The organism is Leptolyngbya sp. CCNP1308 (genome assembly GCF_034932455.1).
GTDB lineage: Bacteria > Cyanobacteriota > Cyanobacteriia > Phormidesmidales > Phormidesmidaceae > Nodosilinea.
Genome location: NZ_JAYGIH010000075.1, coordinates 225,608 through 240,596 on the forward strand (window position 1 = coordinate 225,608; position 14,989 = coordinate 240,596).

14 protein-coding genes are annotated in these 14,989 nt (G+C 56.6%); 10 read left to right on the forward strand and 4 right to left on the reverse strand.

Annotated features, from left to right (window positions below; genetic code table 11):
- The first annotated feature begins 12 nt into the window (after positions 1–12).
- From VB780_RS21255 to VB780_RS21275, 5 genes are all read left to right on the forward strand, one after another.
- Positions 13–636 carry a hypothetical protein gene (locus tag VB780_RS21255; protein WP_323353181.1) on the forward strand — a complete coding sequence of 208 codons (624 nt, stop codon included), beginning with the start codon at positions 13–15 and terminating at the stop codon, positions 634–636.
- Positions 637–835: 199 nt separating this feature from the next.
- Complete coding sequence (gene gltX / locus VB780_RS21260; protein WP_323353182.1) at positions 836–2,275, forward strand: glutamate--tRNA ligase; 1,440 nt, start codon at positions 836–838, stop codon at positions 2,273–2,275.
- A 325-nt stretch (positions 2,276–2,600) separates the two neighbouring features.
- Positions 2,601–4,487, forward strand: a complete 1,887-nt coding sequence (ftsH2, locus tag VB780_RS21265) for an ATP-dependent zinc metalloprotease FtsH2 (protein ID WP_323353183.1) — start codon at positions 2,601–2,603, stop codon at positions 4,485–4,487.
- A gap of 69 nt (positions 4,488–4,556) precedes the next feature.
- The gene (locus VB780_RS21270) at positions 4,557–5,636 is read left to right on the forward strand and encodes a glycosyl transferase (protein WP_323353184.1); all 1,080 of its coding nucleotides are present in this window, start codon (positions 4,557–4,559) and stop codon (positions 5,634–5,636) included.
- Between the two features lie 237 nt (positions 5,637–5,873).
- Positions 5,874–7,085: a hypothetical protein gene (locus tag VB780_RS21275; protein WP_323353185.1), complete on the forward strand. Its 1,212-nt coding sequence runs from the start codon at positions 5,874–5,876 to the stop codon at positions 7,083–7,085.
- Here VB780_RS21275 and dusA read toward each other — a convergent pair.
- Positions 7,068–8,093 carry a tRNA dihydrouridine(20/20a) synthase DusA gene (dusA, locus tag VB780_RS21280; RefSeq protein ID WP_323353186.1) on the reverse strand — a complete coding sequence of 342 codons (1,026 nt, stop codon included), beginning with the start codon at positions 8,091–8,093 and terminating at the stop codon, positions 7,068–7,070. The two genes, VB780_RS21275 and dusA, sit on opposite strands and share 18 nt — an antisense overlap.
- A gap of 211 nt (positions 8,094–8,304) precedes the next feature.
- On the opposite strand from dusA, the gene VB780_RS21285 reads away from it, so the two are divergent.
- Together VB780_RS21285 and VB780_RS21290 are read left to right on the forward strand one after the other, a co-directional pair.
- The gene (locus tag VB780_RS21285; RefSeq protein WP_323353187.1) at positions 8,305–8,595 is read left to right on the forward strand and encodes a YkvA family protein; all 291 of its coding nucleotides are present in this window, start codon (positions 8,305–8,307) and stop codon (positions 8,593–8,595) included.
- A 173-nt stretch (positions 8,596–8,768) separates the two neighbouring features.
- Complete coding sequence (locus VB780_RS21290) at positions 8,769–9,137, forward strand: DUF2237 domain-containing protein (RefSeq protein WP_323353188.1); 369 nt, start codon at positions 8,769–8,771, stop codon at positions 9,135–9,137.
- An 84-nt stretch (positions 9,138–9,221) separates the two neighbouring features.
- On the opposite strand, the gene VB780_RS21295 is transcribed toward VB780_RS21290, so the two are convergent.
- Both VB780_RS21295 and nadC read right to left on the reverse strand, forming a co-directional pair.
- Positions 9,222–9,548 carry a heavy metal-binding domain-containing protein gene (locus VB780_RS21295; RefSeq protein WP_323353189.1) on the reverse strand — a complete coding sequence of 109 codons (327 nt, stop codon included), beginning with the start codon at positions 9,546–9,548 and terminating at the stop codon, positions 9,222–9,224.
- A gap of 13 nt (positions 9,549–9,561) precedes the next feature.
- Complete coding sequence (nadC, locus tag VB780_RS21300; protein ID WP_323353190.1) at positions 9,562–10,443, reverse strand: carboxylating nicotinate-nucleotide diphosphorylase; 882 nt, start codon at positions 10,441–10,443, stop codon at positions 9,562–9,564.
- Between the two features lie 475 nt (positions 10,444–10,918).
- On the opposite strand from nadC, the gene VB780_RS21305 reads away from it, so the two are divergent.
- Positions 10,919–11,200, forward strand: a complete 282-nt coding sequence (locus VB780_RS21305) for a 4a-hydroxytetrahydrobiopterin dehydratase (RefSeq protein WP_323353191.1) — start codon at positions 10,919–10,921, stop codon at positions 11,198–11,200.
- Between the two features lie 514 nt (positions 11,201–11,714).
- Positions 11,715–13,190, forward strand: a complete 1,476-nt coding sequence (locus VB780_RS21310; protein WP_323353192.1) for an iron uptake porin — start codon at positions 11,715–11,717, stop codon at positions 13,188–13,190.
- Between the two features lie 85 nt (positions 13,191–13,275).
- Here the strand turns inward: VB780_RS21310 and VB780_RS21315 are convergent, their stop codons facing one another.
- A complete protein-coding gene (locus tag VB780_RS21315) occupies positions 13,276–13,692 on the reverse strand; it encodes a gamma-glutamylcyclotransferase family protein (RefSeq protein WP_323353193.1) in 417 nt (138 codons plus the stop codon).
- 202 nt (positions 13,693–13,894) lie between these two features.
- Between VB780_RS21315 and VB780_RS21320 the strand changes: the two genes are divergently transcribed.
- Complete coding sequence (locus tag VB780_RS21320) at positions 13,895–14,872, forward strand: UDP-glucuronic acid decarboxylase family protein (RefSeq protein ID WP_323353194.1); 978 nt, start codon at positions 13,895–13,897, stop codon at positions 14,870–14,872.
- The last annotated feature ends 117 nt before the right edge of the window (positions 14,873–14,989 follow it).

Below are 14,989 nucleotides of genomic sequence, written 5' to 3' on the forward strand. Positions count from 1 at the left end.
AGGCAGCGGCCCATGTCCTACAAAGACTTCACCCTAGAAAGAGTTAGAAAGCAATTTGGGCTGGCGATCGAAAGCAATCAAGACCTCTTCATCAGGGTCAGCAAACCCTTGCCGCTGACCCAAGAATTCACCAACTACCTCAACTACAGCGTGCCCCTCGCCCTGTCGATCAACACTGAAAAGGCCCGCTCTGAAATGGTCATTGCGCCCATGTTGGTGCAGCTAAAGCGTCTGCTAAATGACCAAATCAGTCTCTTTTCGGGAGTGGAGTTTTCGGTAGACCCAGCCCAAGACCTAGTCGGGTTTTGCGATTTCATCATCAGCCTGTCGCAGCAGCAGCTCTACATCAGTGCGCCAGCGCTGATTATCTTTGAAGCCAAAAACGAAAACATTAAAGGTGGCCTAGGTCAGTGCTTGGCAGCCATGGTGGCCGCGCGCATCTTCAACGAGCGAGAGGGCCAACCCCTAACCCAGATATACGGCGCTGTGACCACCGGCAACCAGTGGAAGTTCCTCCGCCTCAGCAACCAGACTGCCTACGTTGACCAGCGAGACTACTACATTGACCAGCTAGAAACCCTCATGGGCATCTTGGTCAGCCTAGTACAGCCCCCTCTGCCTGTGGTAACTGTTTGAGACTTTAGAGACTTCTGTAAAACATTTTCCCGAGGATGGGCGTTGCCCAACTTACCGTACTGACTTCAAGAGCTGCCATCTTGAGAAGGTTGGTTTCAGCAGGGGAATGAATTCTGGTGCGTCGATGTCCAAGGCGATCGCCCCACCCCCTAAAATAGGAGACTATCTAAAAACATTTGTCGAAAGTGCAGGAAACCCCATGACCGTCCGCGTCCGCCTTGCCCCCAGCCCCACGGGAACTCTGCACATTGGTACCGCCCGCACCGCTGTGTTCAACTGGCTATTTGCCCGCCACGAAAGCGGCCAGTTCATTCTCCGCATCGAAGACACCGACGAAGAGCGATCCAAACCAGAATTCACCGACAACATTCTCTCCGGCCTCAAGTGGCTCGGCATGGAGTGGGACGAAGGCCCCTTCTTCCAGTCCCAGCGGCTTGACCTCTACCGCCAGGCCATTCAAACCCTGCTCGACAAGGGCCTCGCTTACCGTGCCTACGACACCCCCGACGAGCTCGACGCCATGCGCGAAACCCAAAAAGCCAGGGGCCATGCCCCCCGCTACGACAACCGCCACCGCGATCTCAACCCCGACCAGCAGGCCGCTTTTGAGGCCGAGGGCCGCTCCGCCGTCATCCGCTTCAAAATCGACGACAGCCGCACCATCACCTGGAATGACATGGTGCGCGGCCCCGTCACCTGGCAAGCCAGCGATTTGGGCGGCGATATGGTCGTCGCCCGCGCCTCCTCTGCCACCACCATCGGCCAGCCACTCTATAACCTGGCTGTAGTGGTTGACGACATCGATATGGCCATCACCCATGTCATTCGCGGCGAAGACCACATCGCCAACACCGCCAAGCAAATTCTGCTCTACGAAGCCCTCGAAGCCACCGTACCCGCCTTTGCCCACGCGCCGCTGATTCTCAATCAGACGGGGCAGAAGCTCTCAAAGCGCGACGGCGTTACCTCCATTTCTGACTTTCAGAAAATGGGGTTTGTGGCACCGGCTTTGGTCAACTACATGACCCTGCTGGGCTGGTCGGCCCCCGACGCGGCTGAGCAGTTCACCCTGGCCGAAGCCGCCCAGCAGTTCAGCTTCGATCGCGTTAACAAAGCCGGGGCCAAGTTCGACTGGGACAAGCTCGACTGGCTCAACAGCCAGTACCTGCACGCGATGGAGCCCGCTGCTCTACTGGAACTGGCGCGGCCCTTCCTGCAAGACGCCTACGCCATTGATGCGATCGCTGACCAAAGCTGGCTGCTGCCCCTGGTGACGATGCTCGGCCCCAGCCTCACCCGCCTGACGGATGTTGTGGAGCAAAGCCGCTTTTTCTTCACCGAAACCGTAGAGTTCGCCGACGATGCCAAAGCCCAGGTGCAGCTTGATGGTGTATCCGCTGTGCTAGAAGACATTCTGGCGGGGCTCACCGAGAGATCCCCAGCTACGATTGACGAACTCAAAGCTTTGGTAAATGAAGTCACAAAGGCCCAGGGCGTTAAGAAAGGGCTGGTGATGAAATCGATGCGGGCTGCTCTCATGGGTGCGCTGCAAGGGCCAGACCTGATGGAATCTTGGCTGATTCTGCGCCAGCGTGGATTTGATGTGACCCGTCTACAGGGGGCGATCGCGCTGGCTTAATCACCGTCAGCGCTCTGTGTACATCGTCTCTGATCTCGATAACCCGTTAAAGTAAGCAGTAGAGGATAAGCCCGGCGATCGCCACCTACCTGAGGGGTGGTGGCCCTAGACATCAATACTTTGATCCGGGTTTGCCCGAGTCCCGCTGCTTACGTTACATTAAGTAAAGATTTATCTCATATTTCTTTTGCCGACTTGAGGTTCTATCTGCTCACCTGAGTGCATCCCGTTCCCAGGCTTGTAGATCACAGGGCCAAGCTCGGCCACCTTTCGTTAACTGAACACCCGTTAACACTGTGCACGTTAGTCAATAGAGGCCATAGGTATGAAATTTTCGTGGCGAGTCGCCTTACTGTGGACCCTACCCCTGCTGGTAATAGGGTTTTTCTTGTGGCAAGGAGCGTTTTCATCCGCCCCGGCCGATATGGGTCGCAACACGGCCAACACCCGCCTCACCTATGGTCGCTTTCTCGACTATCTCGATGCTGGGCGGGTGTCGGCTGTTGATCTCTACGACGGCGGCAGAACGGCCATTGTCGAAGCCGTTGACCCCGACTTAGACAACCGAGTCATGCGCTGGCGGGTAGACCTGCCGGGCAACTCCCCCGACTTGGTGAGCCGTCTGCGCGGCGCAAACATCAGCCTCGACTCCCACCCCCCGCGCAACGACGGCGCTCTGGTGGGTGCCCTGGGGAATCTGTTGTTCCCGCTGCTGCTAATTGGCGGTTTGTTCTTTTTGTTCCGCCGCTCCAATGGTTCGATGGGTGGCCCCGGCCAGGCCATGAGCTTTGGCAAGTCTAAGGCCCGCTTCATGATGGAAGCCAAAACCGGCGTCATGTTCGACGATGTGGCCGGTATTGACGAGGCCAAGGAAGAGCTGGAAGAAGTCGTCACCTTTTTGAAAAAGCCCGAGCGCTTTACCGCCATTGGGGCGCGCATTCCCAAGGGTGTGCTGCTGGTGGGGCCCCCCGGTACTGGTAAGACTTTGCTGGCCAAGGCGATCGCCGGGGAAGCGGGCGTCCCCTTCTTCAGCATCTCCGGTTCTGAGTTCGTCGAAATGTTCGTCGGCGTGGGGGCCTCCCGCGTGCGCGACCTGTTCAAAAAGGCCAAAGAAAATGCCCCCTGCATCATCTTTATCGATGAGATTGACGCCGTCGGTCGACAGCGGGGTGCAGGTATTGGCGGTGGCAACGACGAGCGCGAGCAAACCCTCAACCAGTTGCTCACCGAGATGGATGGCTTTGAGGGCAACAGCGGCATCATCATCATCGCCGCTACCAACCGGGCAGATGTGCTCGACTCGGCCCTGCTGCGCCCCGGTCGCTTCGACCGCCAGGTGATGGTCGATCCGCCCGACATCAAAGGTCGGGTTGAAATTCTCGAAGTCCACGCCCGCAACAAAAAGCTGGCCGAAGACATTTCCTTAGAGACGATCGCCCGCCGCACCCCCGGCTTTACTGGGGCTGATCTGGCCAACCTGCTCAACGAGGCCGCCATTCTCACCGCCCGCCGTCGCAAAGACGCCATGACCATGGCCGAGGTAGATGACGCCGTTGACCGCGTCATCGCCGGTATGGAGGGCACTCCCTTAGTCGATAGCAAGAGCAAGCGACTGATTGCCTACCACGAGATTGGTCACGCGATCGTCGGCACCCTGGTCAAAGACCATGACCCGGTGCAAAAAGTCACCCTGATTCCTCGTGGCCAGGCCCAGGGTCTCACCTGGTTTACCCCCAGCGAAGAGCAAATGCTGATCTCTCGGGCGCAAATCATGGCTCGCATTACTGGTGCTCTGGGCGGTCGCGCCGCTGAGGACGTCATCTTTGGCGATGCCGAAGTCACCACTGGGGCCGGCAACGACCTCCAGCAGGTGAGCAACATGGCTCGGCAAATGGTCACCCGGTTTGGCATGTCTGACCTGGGACCGCTATCCCTCGAAAGCTCCCAGGGCGAGGTGTTCCTCGGTCGTGACTGGCTCTCGCGCTCAGAATATTCTGAGGAGGTGTCGTCTCGTATTGACGGCCAGGTGCGCACTATCGTGGAGCACTGCTACAACCAGGCCAAAGGCATCATGCAAGACCACCGCGCCCTGATCGATCGCCTTGTCGATCTGCTGGTCGAGCGTGAAACCATCGATGGCGACGAGCTGCGCCAGATTGTCTCTGAGTACACGGTGGTGCCCGACAAGCAGCAGTTTGTGCCCCAGCTTTAGGCTCTAGCTATTGAGATGATTGAGGCTCGTCCCTAGGGGCGAGCCTTTTTAGTTGGAGAGGACTTGTCTATGCCCCGCCCTGTGCTCTATGTGGCGATTACCAACCACGGTTTTGGCCATGCCACCCGTGCCGCCTCGGTTGCCGCTACGGTCAAAGCGCTACAGCCCGAGGTGGATTTAGTGCTGGCCACCACCGCTCCCCAATGGCTGCTCGACGAATACCTGCCAATGACCTATGAGTATCGTCCAGTGGGGTTTGATATTGGCGTGATTCAGCCTGATAGCTTAACTATGGACTTGCCAGCCACTCTGGCTAAACTCAACGGGATAAAAGCCCACCAGCAGGAAACCGTGGTCGCTGAGGCTGCCTACCTCAAGCAGCGCGGGGTAGACCTGGTGCTGGCCGATATTCCACCCCTGGCGACGGCGATCGCCCACGCCGCCGACATTCCCTGCTGGATGGTCAGCAACTTTGGCTGGGATTTTATCTATCGGGGCTTGGGCTCCGAGTTTGAAGACATCGCCCGCTGGATTGAGGAGTGTTTTGGCGAGTGCGATCGCCTCTTCCGCCTGCCCTTCCACGAACCGATGCCCGCCTTCCCCCTGGTAGAAGACACAGGGCTAACCGGAGGCACCCCGCGCTACGGGGCTGAAGCGTTAAGGGCGCAGTGGAACCTGGCTCATCCTCAAGAACGCACCGTGCTACTGACCTTTGGCGGGTTAAGTCTCCAGGCCATTCCCTACGATCGCCTCACCCGGTTCCCCGACTGGCAATTTCTCACCTTTGATCAAAACGTGCCCAGCTTCCCCAACCTGTTTAGAGTGCCCAGGCAGGGCTACCGCCCGGTAGATGTCATGCCCCTGGTCAGCCGGGTGGTCTCAAAGCCGGGATTCAGCACCTTCTCCGAAGCCTGCCGTCTGGATGTGCCCATTGTCACCATCACCCGCAACGACTTCGCTGAAGGCCCGGTGCTCGTCAATGGTTTGCAAGATCACAGCTGGCACCGAATCCTCACCCCCGCCGACTTTTTCGAGGGTGACTGGGCATTTTTGACTCAGCCCTTAGAGCCGCCCCGCACCAGCAAGACCCTGGCCAAAGACGGTAACCACCAGATCGCCAAAGCCATCGTCAACTATCTTGGTGGATAAGTAATCCAAAAACAGGCTGACGGCGTTCGTAAGCTGAAGAATAAAGATGGCACTGAAGCCAGCGTCTGGTCGTCTTTCGCCTTAGCAGCCAGGCAGACAACCCAAAAATTAACGTTTCTAGCATCCCAGAAACCAGGCAGGATGGGAGCCTTGCACTCCCACCCAATTTTAAGATCTGGTCCCAAGCCCGCAGCCCGTCGCTATGATGACGAATGGAACGCTCAAGGACGTGAAACCGTGATTAAATCCTCCGTGGCCCTGCTCACCACCGGACTTGTGGCGTTTGCCTTGACCGCAGCGCAGGCGGCAGATCTGTCCTTTGCGACTCCCAACGGTCTGTTTCGCCTAGAGCCCGACAGCGGCGATCGCGAAGCCCTGCTGCCCGAGGGCGATCGCCCCTTCAATGCCCTAGTCTGGTCTCGCAGCGGAGAGCAGCTGGCGATCGTGCAAAACTATGGCGAAGTGTACCGGGTTGAACTAGGGGCCGCAGCTCCGGAGCTGGTATTTTCTAGCGACTGCCAACGGCCACCCACCATCGATTTAGCCTGGCAGCCCGACGGTGAAACTCTAGTCATTAAGCAGCGCTGCCCTGCCCCCACAGCGGATGCCCCCGCCGAGCTAGACCTGTTTCTCAGCCGCCCCTCCGAAGAGTTAGCCTCCTTTGACACCCTGCCCGAAAGCCTAGAGTCAGACCTTTTTTTAGCGCCCGATGGCAGCCAAATCGCCTATGTGGCAGGTCAGCATATTTTTGTGGCCGCGCTAGACGGCGGCCGCCCCCGTCGCCTCACCCAAAACCCTGGTACCTACGGTGCGGCCGGGAGTCCGCTGGCCTGGTCTCCCAACAGCGCTCAGCTAGCTTTCTACGAGGGTAGCTATCCCTTTCAGCGGCTCAATGTAGTGAGTATAGGCGGGGGCGATCGCCGGGTGCTCACACCCGAGGCCAACTTCCAAATTTACCGCAGTCGCGTGCTGTGGTCGCCCGACAGTCGATACATTGCCTACTATCGCCCCCACAACCCACCGTTTAGCAACCAGGAAATCGTGGCGCTAGTCAACGTCAACACCGGGGAGACTCAGGCGCTCACCCGACCTGGTTTCTACGACGCCCTTAGCTGGGCCCCCAACAGTCAGCAGATTGCCCTCGCCGTGGGGGCCCAAGCCGGTCAGCAGGCTATATTTCGCCTAGATCTAGTCAGTCAGGCGTTCACTGCCCTAACCAATCAACCCCTGCAAAACATCCTCGACAGCCAGTGGGCCCCTGGGGGCGACTGGATTGCGTTTACGGCCACCCCTCCCGACGATCCCCTGGGTACCCAGATGTTGTTCCGAGTGCGCCCCGATGGCACAGCGCTGGCTCCCCTGACGGCCACTGACGAATATGTTTACCCCTTCGCCTGGGTGCCAACCCCGCTCGAAACCAATACCCAGGGCCTAAACGAGACTCCCTAGCTGAGCCTGAATCTCGCCCTGGTGCTGCACCGCCGTTAACGCCTGCCGCACAACGTCAACCCCTGCCCCTGGCCTACATGACTCCTCCGTTAGGGTTTGCTTCCACAGGCGGCTGCCGGGCTGCCCCGCAAACAGCATCAGCATGTGGCGAGTAATTTTGTTGAGCTTTAACCCCTGACGCACCCAGTGGTCAATATAGGGCAGCATCGCTTCGGCCACCTGCTGGCGGCTGAGAGCCGTCTCATTGGCAGCGAAAAAGCTCTGATCGACTTCGCTAAAGAGGTAAGGATTGTCGTAGGCAGCGCGCCCGATCATCACCCCATCCACCTGGCCAAGCTGGTCTCTCACCTGGTCAAGACGGGTCAAACCGCCGTTGATCTCAATCCACAGGTGGGGAAAGTCTTGCTTGAGGCGATGCACATCGCCGTAGCGCAGGGGCGGCACGGTGCGGTTGTCTTTGGGGCTAAGCCCCTGGAGCCAGGCCTTGCGGGCGTGAACGGTGAAGTGACGACAGCCGGTCTGGGCCACGGTGCCGACGAAATTCGCCATGTCTTCGTAGCGATCGCGATCGTCTATCCCAATCCGGTGCTTGACGCTGACCGGCAGCGGGCTGGCCGCCATCATGGCCGCAACGCCCTCGGCAACGCGGTCGGGCTGGGCCATCAGACAGGCCCCAAAGTTGCCGCTGCGGACGCGATCGCTGGGGCAGCCCACATTTAAGTTAATGGCATCGTAGCCAAAGTCAGCGGCGGCGCGGGCTGAGATCGCTAGCATCTGTGGGTTGTCACCGCCCACTTGCAGCACCAGCGGCGATTCGCTGGGGGTAAAGCCCAGTAGATGGTCGCGATCGCCGTGCAAAATCGCCTGGGCCGTCACCATCTCGGTGTAGAGCAGGGTGTGCCGCGTGATCTGCCGCATCATGTAGCGATAGTGGCGATCGGTGCGATCCATCATAGGCGCAATACTGAGGGGCACCTCAATGGCTGTCGCCATTCCTGCTTGGTCCATCGGTCTCGTCTCTACGGTCATAAAACCGCGCGTTTCTGTCATTGTTGTTCCCGTAGTCTAGCACTCTAACTCTGGGTGCCCAGAGTTGGCTTTAACTAGAGCCAACGATTTTCGGGGGACGGTTCTCCACCGTTTTAGATCAGTTTTCTGCACTAGAGCATTACCTGTTTTTTTGACACCATTTAAACATAACGTTCAGGTGAATGGCTCAATGAACAATGTGATCGGCTCCTTTTACAACTGGTATAAAGCAACCCTGCGCAACACAAAATACCGCTGGGTCTTAGTTTTGGGAACTCTAATTTATCTGGTTTCTCCCATCGATATCTCCCCTGACTTTTTGCCCATTATCGGCTGGGTTGATGACGGTCTGCTGGCTACTTTGCTGGTCACCGAATTGTCTCAAATGGCGCTGGAGCACCTCAACAAGCGCAAGCAGCCCGGCAATAGTGCAGCCGATGACGCCGTTACCGTTGAGCCCATCACTATCATTGAGGCTTAGTCCTAAATTAGGTCAACCCTTCCACATTCTTTACCCTCAAACCTATCTCGAGATGTCTCTACCGGCATCTCCTTTTTCCTGACCAGCTTCGATTGAGCGGGCTTTGAAGTCTTGCGGTAGATTAAAAGCGAACTACGACTTATCCATCAACCCTTTAAAGCACAAAGAATCCCATGGCCACTGCTACCAATGTCTTGGGCACTCCCCTCGCCCCCTGTTGCACCTCGCCCGTGACGGGCTTTTATCGCGATGGCTGCTGCAATACCGGCGCAGGCGACATGGGAGTTCACGTAGTGTGTGCCCAGATGACCCCTGAGTTTTTGGCTTTCACCAAGGCCCAGGGCAACGATCTCTCGACGCCGATGCCCGCCTTTCAGTTTCTGGGGCTCAAGCCGGGCGATCGCTGGTGTCTATGCGCCGCCCGCTGGCAAGAAGCCCTAGAGGCCGGGGTGGCTCCCCCGGTGGTGCTCGACGCTACCCACGCCGCCGCCATCGAGCATGTCTCTCTGACTGACCTCAAAGATCACGCCCTCGACGCCTGATTCAGGCACCCGGTCCCTGAACTAGATTCTTGGGGTTAGCTTAGATCGAGGCTAGGGATCGGGTGCGCCTCGGTCAAGAACATTTCATCCTAAGCGCACGGCTGTGCCGCTGGCAGCCACCATCAGCATATTGCCGCCGTTGTTGATCTCCAGCGATTCGTAGTCAATGTCTACAGCAATGATGGCGTCAGCCCCTAGCTCCTGGGCCGCCTGCATCATTTCCTTGATGGCGGTGTTGCGGGCCTGGCGGAGCGAATGCTCGTAGGCTCCCGATCGCCCACTTACCACATCGCGAATGCCTGCAAAAAAGTCCTTAAAAATATTTGCCCCTAAAATAGCCTCGCCGTTTACAAGGCCGCAGTATTCAACTACGGGGCGACCGTCAACATTGGGACCGGTGGTTAAGATCATGGGTTGCCTCGGGTTAAACCGCTTTAGAACTGATCATTTGCATACTAATATCTAGCCACGGGGCCCGGGTGACGGGGGCACTGCTGGAGATAAAATCTACCCCTGTCGCTGCGATCGCCCCCAAGGTCTCTAACGTCACGTTGCCAGACGCCTCGATCTTGACCGTCGGCTTTTGTTCACGAATGCGCTCAACGGCGATCGCCATCAGCTCTGGGGGCATATTGTCGAGCATGATGATGTCTACGGGGCAGGCGATCGCCTCATCGACCTGCTCCAGGTTGCTCGTCTCTACCTCGATCGTCATCGGGTAGGGAATCGCCGGACGAATTTGGGCTACCGCCGCCCGAATGCCCCCAGCCGCCGCAATATGGTTGTCCTTAATCATTACTGCATCGTCGAGACCCATGCGGTGGTTAATAGCGCCACCAACTCGGCTGGCGTACTTTTCGAGCTGACGCAGACCGGGAGTCGTCTTGCGAGTATCCACAAACTGCGCAGTGGTGTCGGCTAGGCCGTCTACATACTGGCGGGTCGCGCTGGCAATTCCGCTCAAACGCATCACCAGGTTTAGCGCCACCCGTTCGCCAGTCAGCAGAACCGCCAGGGAACCGCTAATTTTGGCAATGGTGGTGTCTTGAGCACAGGGGTCTCCCTCGTTGACCAGAGCCTCAACGCTAACCTCAGCATCTAGCTGCTGAAAGAGGCGGCGGGCCAAGGGCAGCCCAGCAACGACACCGGGGGCACGGGTGACCCAAATGGCTTGCCCTGGTCGCTGGGCCAAGGCCCCTAGCCCAACGGTAGACCAGTCGCCTCGGCCAACATCTTCTTGTAGCCAGGCTTGCAGACAATCATCTAAGGCGATATCTAGGACAGGAAATAGGGAATCTAAGGACATAGGTATGGAGTCTGGAATGGCATTGGAGCTAGCGCTGACGACTCAAACTTCCGCAAGGCTCGCAGTTTCTGCCACAGCCAGAAATTATTGTGCTAACTTACGAGTAATGCCGCTGTTACGGCAGCAACTCTACAGATTTTACCGTTAGGACTCCAGGAGGTGATGCCCATGCAAGAGAGTAGTAAACGTGTGGGTCTTCAGGTTGAGATCAGCCGGCTGTGTGCCGGGGCTGTGCTCTAGCTTCAGTGTTGGTTGCTTCGGCAACTAGCTAAGCTCTCGAAGCTGGCTGAGTAGGGTTCCTCCCGGCAGTCAGGTTCAACCTAAGATCCAACTAGACCGCCCCTGCTTAGGAAGATTTTCTTCCCCTGGCAGGGGCGGATAGCTTTTAAAGGGGCGCAGACTGAGTACCCCTTGGCTAGATGCGATCGCGCCACTACCGCCCTAGGATAATGGGGCTGTTCATCTCTCCACCACCATGGCCAATCTCCTCAGCGATCGCGACGTTCAAGCCAAGCTCAGCCAACTCCCCGACTGGAGCCTCAGCGGTAAGACCATTACCTCTACTCGCACCTTCAAAGACTTTGTCGCCGCCATCGACTTTGTCAATCAGTTAGTAGAACCGGCTGAAGCCGCCGGGCACCACCCCGACTTAGAAATTTCCTACAACCGCGTCGTCATTAGCCTTTCCACCCATGACGCAGGGGGCTTAACGGATCAAGACTTTACTATGGCGACTAAAATCTCGGCTCTGGGCTAACTGCCTCTTAAATTAGAAGCGGGCTGTCTACAGAATGTGGCAGACGGGGAAAGCTGCGATCGCCTCCCCAGTCCATATGCCCATATTCACAGAATGTTCCAACTGAATACTCAATCCGCAACCTCACCGCGAGCGGCTCAACTGGCTAAGCTAGCGCCCTTGGGAAGAGCGGGTTTTTAGTTGGGATACTCCATGGCCTCAACAACTTGAGCTGGAATGCTGGGTTGGCCTCATTCTCCTGCTCCTACCCAAGTTCGTTTAGCCTACTGGTCGGGAACCTTAGGTAAACAGGTAGCGTCTCAGTGCCGGTAAGTTGATTCGGCCATTTTGGCCAAAACTTATCTAGCCGACACAGAGCATATCTGCTATTGTTGGTTTTGGATGTACGTAAGGTTCAGTTACCTTGGCCTATACACTGGCCTTGGTGAGCGCCTCGTCGATGGGGATGGCTAAAACCAGCCCTAATGGTAGGTACACAATAAGCCTTAAATAAGGTGTGAGGAGAAAATATCGAATGGCTAAATTATTTTGGCAATCTTTGCTGGCTGTGCCCGCCGCCCTAGGCGCGGCTGTTGCCGTCTCTGGTTCTGCGATCGCCGCTGAAGCCGCTACCACCCAGGTTAGTGACTTCGATCAAGACTCTGTTCAACTGGCTCAAATCACCAGCGTTTCAGAACTCACCGACGTTCTGCCTTCTGACTGGGCTTTCCAAGCGCTCCAAAGCCTGGTTGAGAACTACGGTTGTATTCAGGGCTACCCTGACCGCACCTTCCGCGGTCAGCGCAGCATGACCCGCTTCGAGTTCGCCGCTGGTCTCAACTCCTGCTTGGATGTGATCGCTACCTTGATCGCCCAGTCCGGCATCAACCCCGAAGATCTGGCCACCATCCGTCGTCTGCAAGAAGAGTTTCAGGCTGAACTGGCTACCCTGCGCGGTCGCGTCGATGCTCTAGAAGCTGAAACCGCCACCCTGCGCGCTCAGCAGTTCTCCACCACCACCAAGTTGGCTGGTCAGGCCGACTTCAACATTGTCACCCCCATTGACATTGTCACCGGTGAAGCGAGCACCAGCGTTGCTGCCCGCGCCCGTTTGAACTTTGATTCCAGCTTCACCGGCAACGATCGTTTGCGCATTCGTCTGCAATCTGGCAACGGTAATGCAATCAATGGTCTCGGTGGTCTGGCCAACGCTGGCTCCAGCACCTCTGGCACAGCTACAAGCACTGACTACAATGTGGGCGTTGACGACTTCTACTACCAGTTCCCCGTTGGCAGCCGCTTTACCGTAACTGCTTCTGCCCGTGGCCTTCAGGGCGATGACTGGGTGACCAGCACCATCGTGCCCTTCGACGGTCCTTCTGTGGCCGATGCTGGTGGTCCTCAGTTCTACGACGCTGGTGGTAGCTCTTCCAATGGCGCTGGTGTTGGTCTGAGCTTTGCTCTCACCGACAACATTGTTCTAGACGCAGGCTATACCGCTGGCGGCCCTGGGGCTTTTGATCCCTCCATTGGTATCTTTGCTGCTACTAGCCAAAGCTACATTGCTCAGCTCAGCTTCCTGAGCGATGGCTTCCTAGATGCCGGTATTGCTTACCTCCACAACGACCAGTCTGCCAACTTCCAGGGCGGTCTTCCCGGTGGTACTGACACCTTTGCTGGTCTGCTGAACCTCGACTTCGGTGGGTTCTTCGTCGCTGGCCACGGTGCCTACAGCACCTTCAATGGCGGCAACGACTTTAGCTGGACTGCTGGTGTTGGCTTCAACAACTTCCTAGCCGAGGGTGCTCAGCTGGGCGTCTACGGTGGTCAACTGCCCCAGCTAGCTGGCCTCGCCAATAACCCCTTTATTGTTGAAGGTTATTACGAAATTCCCTTTAACCAGTTCTTGACCATCACACCTGCTGTCATTTACGGTGACATCAACACCGGACTTGCTGGTAATGATGACACTGGTCTCTGGGGTGCTCTTCGTGCCACCTTCCGTTTCTAAGTTGTCATAGCTTAGTCACAATTTAGCTAGGTTCAACTAGCTTTAAGGCTCTGCCAATATGGCAGAGCCTTTTATTTTGCGAGGTTTAGAATATCAGGGTATCTGTCCAGTATCCGTTGGGTAACCATAGGCCTCCAAGACCATCTACCTGTTCTGGGCTCATGGTGTAGACCCAGGCTATTTCTAGAGAGCGCTGGCTTAGGTCATAAACCATTTGCAAGCTCCGCTGGTACTCACTGCTCTCGGGGCGATCGGGGTAGTACTCTTCAAAAGCATCTATGGCAGTTAGAGCATCTGCATTGGATAAAGTCAGTAAAAAGCCTTGTACCCAGCCAGGTTCTGGGGTCATGGCCGGGTAGCCTAGGGGGAGGTGATAGAGACGTCCCAGCGTCTGGGCTGGTTGGGCTGCGATCGCAAAAGGTTCACAGAGGCTGGTAAACGCTCTTTCCCCAGGCTTGAGGGTGCCATAGACAAATAGACTGCAAGGGGAATCACTAGACATCGGATTGTTTGAATGGCCACATAATTTTTCCAACCGAGGTTAAAGCCAGCCTCCTAGAATAAAAAACTTTATAAAGTATTAGCAAACCAATCAAAATTAAAGCTGTGGCCTCTTGATATCCGGATGGTTAGCTCTGGGAAAAGTAAGGTTAGGTGAAGGCTACGACTCTATAGTTTATAAATCTCTCTCTGGTTGATTGCCCATGAGAATTCTTGTCACCGGAGGAGCCGGGTTTATTGGCTCCCACTTAATTGATCGTCTAATGGCCGATGGTCATGAGGTGATCTGTCTAGACAATTTTTATACAGGTCATCGGCACAACCTACTGCACTGGCTCGATCATCCCTATTTCGAGGTCATTCGCCACGATGTAACTGAGCCCATTCGGCTTGAGGTCGACCAAATCTATCACCTGGCCTGCCCGGCTTCGCCGGTACATTATCAGTACAATCCGGTTAAGACCATTAAAACCAATGTCATGGGCACCCTCAACATGCTGGGCTTAGCTAAGCGGGTTAAAGCTCGCTTTCTGCTGGCCTCTACCTCTGAGGTGTACGGTGACCCTGAGGTACATCCCCAGACCGAAGACTACCGGGGTAACGTGAACCCCATTGGCATTCGCAGCTGCTATGACGAAGGCAAGCGTGTAGCCGAGACCCTAGCCTTTGACTACCACCGCCAAAACAACGTCGATATTCGAGTGGCCCGCATTTTTAACACCTACGGCCCCCGCATGCTCGAAAACGATGGCCGAGTGGTCAGCAACCTGGTTGTCCAAGCCCTGCAGGGCATTCCGCTAACGGTGTATGGCAGCGGCTCCCAGACGCGGAGTTTTTGCTACGTATCTGATCTGGTAGACGGCCTGATGCGGCTCATGAATGGCGACTACATTGGCCCGGTAAACCTGGGTAATCCCGATGAGTACACCATCTTACAGCTGGCTCAAACCGTTCAGGCAATGGTGAATCCTGACGCAGAGCTGATTTACAAGCCCTTGCCCCAGGATGACCCCCAGCGCCGCAAACCCGATATCACTCGGGCCAAAACCTTCCTCGACTGGAGTCCGACGGTGCCGCTTCAGGCAGGTCTCAAGCTCACCATCGACGATTTTCGCAGGCGTTTGAGTCCCTCAGGAACCCCGGAGGCTGTACCACCGACACTACACTCGGTGACTAGCTAGGTTTGCAGATGGGTTACAGCCGGGTCATGGTCTGGCGTGGCCCTAGATCAGCTCAGGGCAAGGGAATCCACGCCCTTAAACGGTTATCGATAGTCCATAAAGTAAGGAATATTTTCT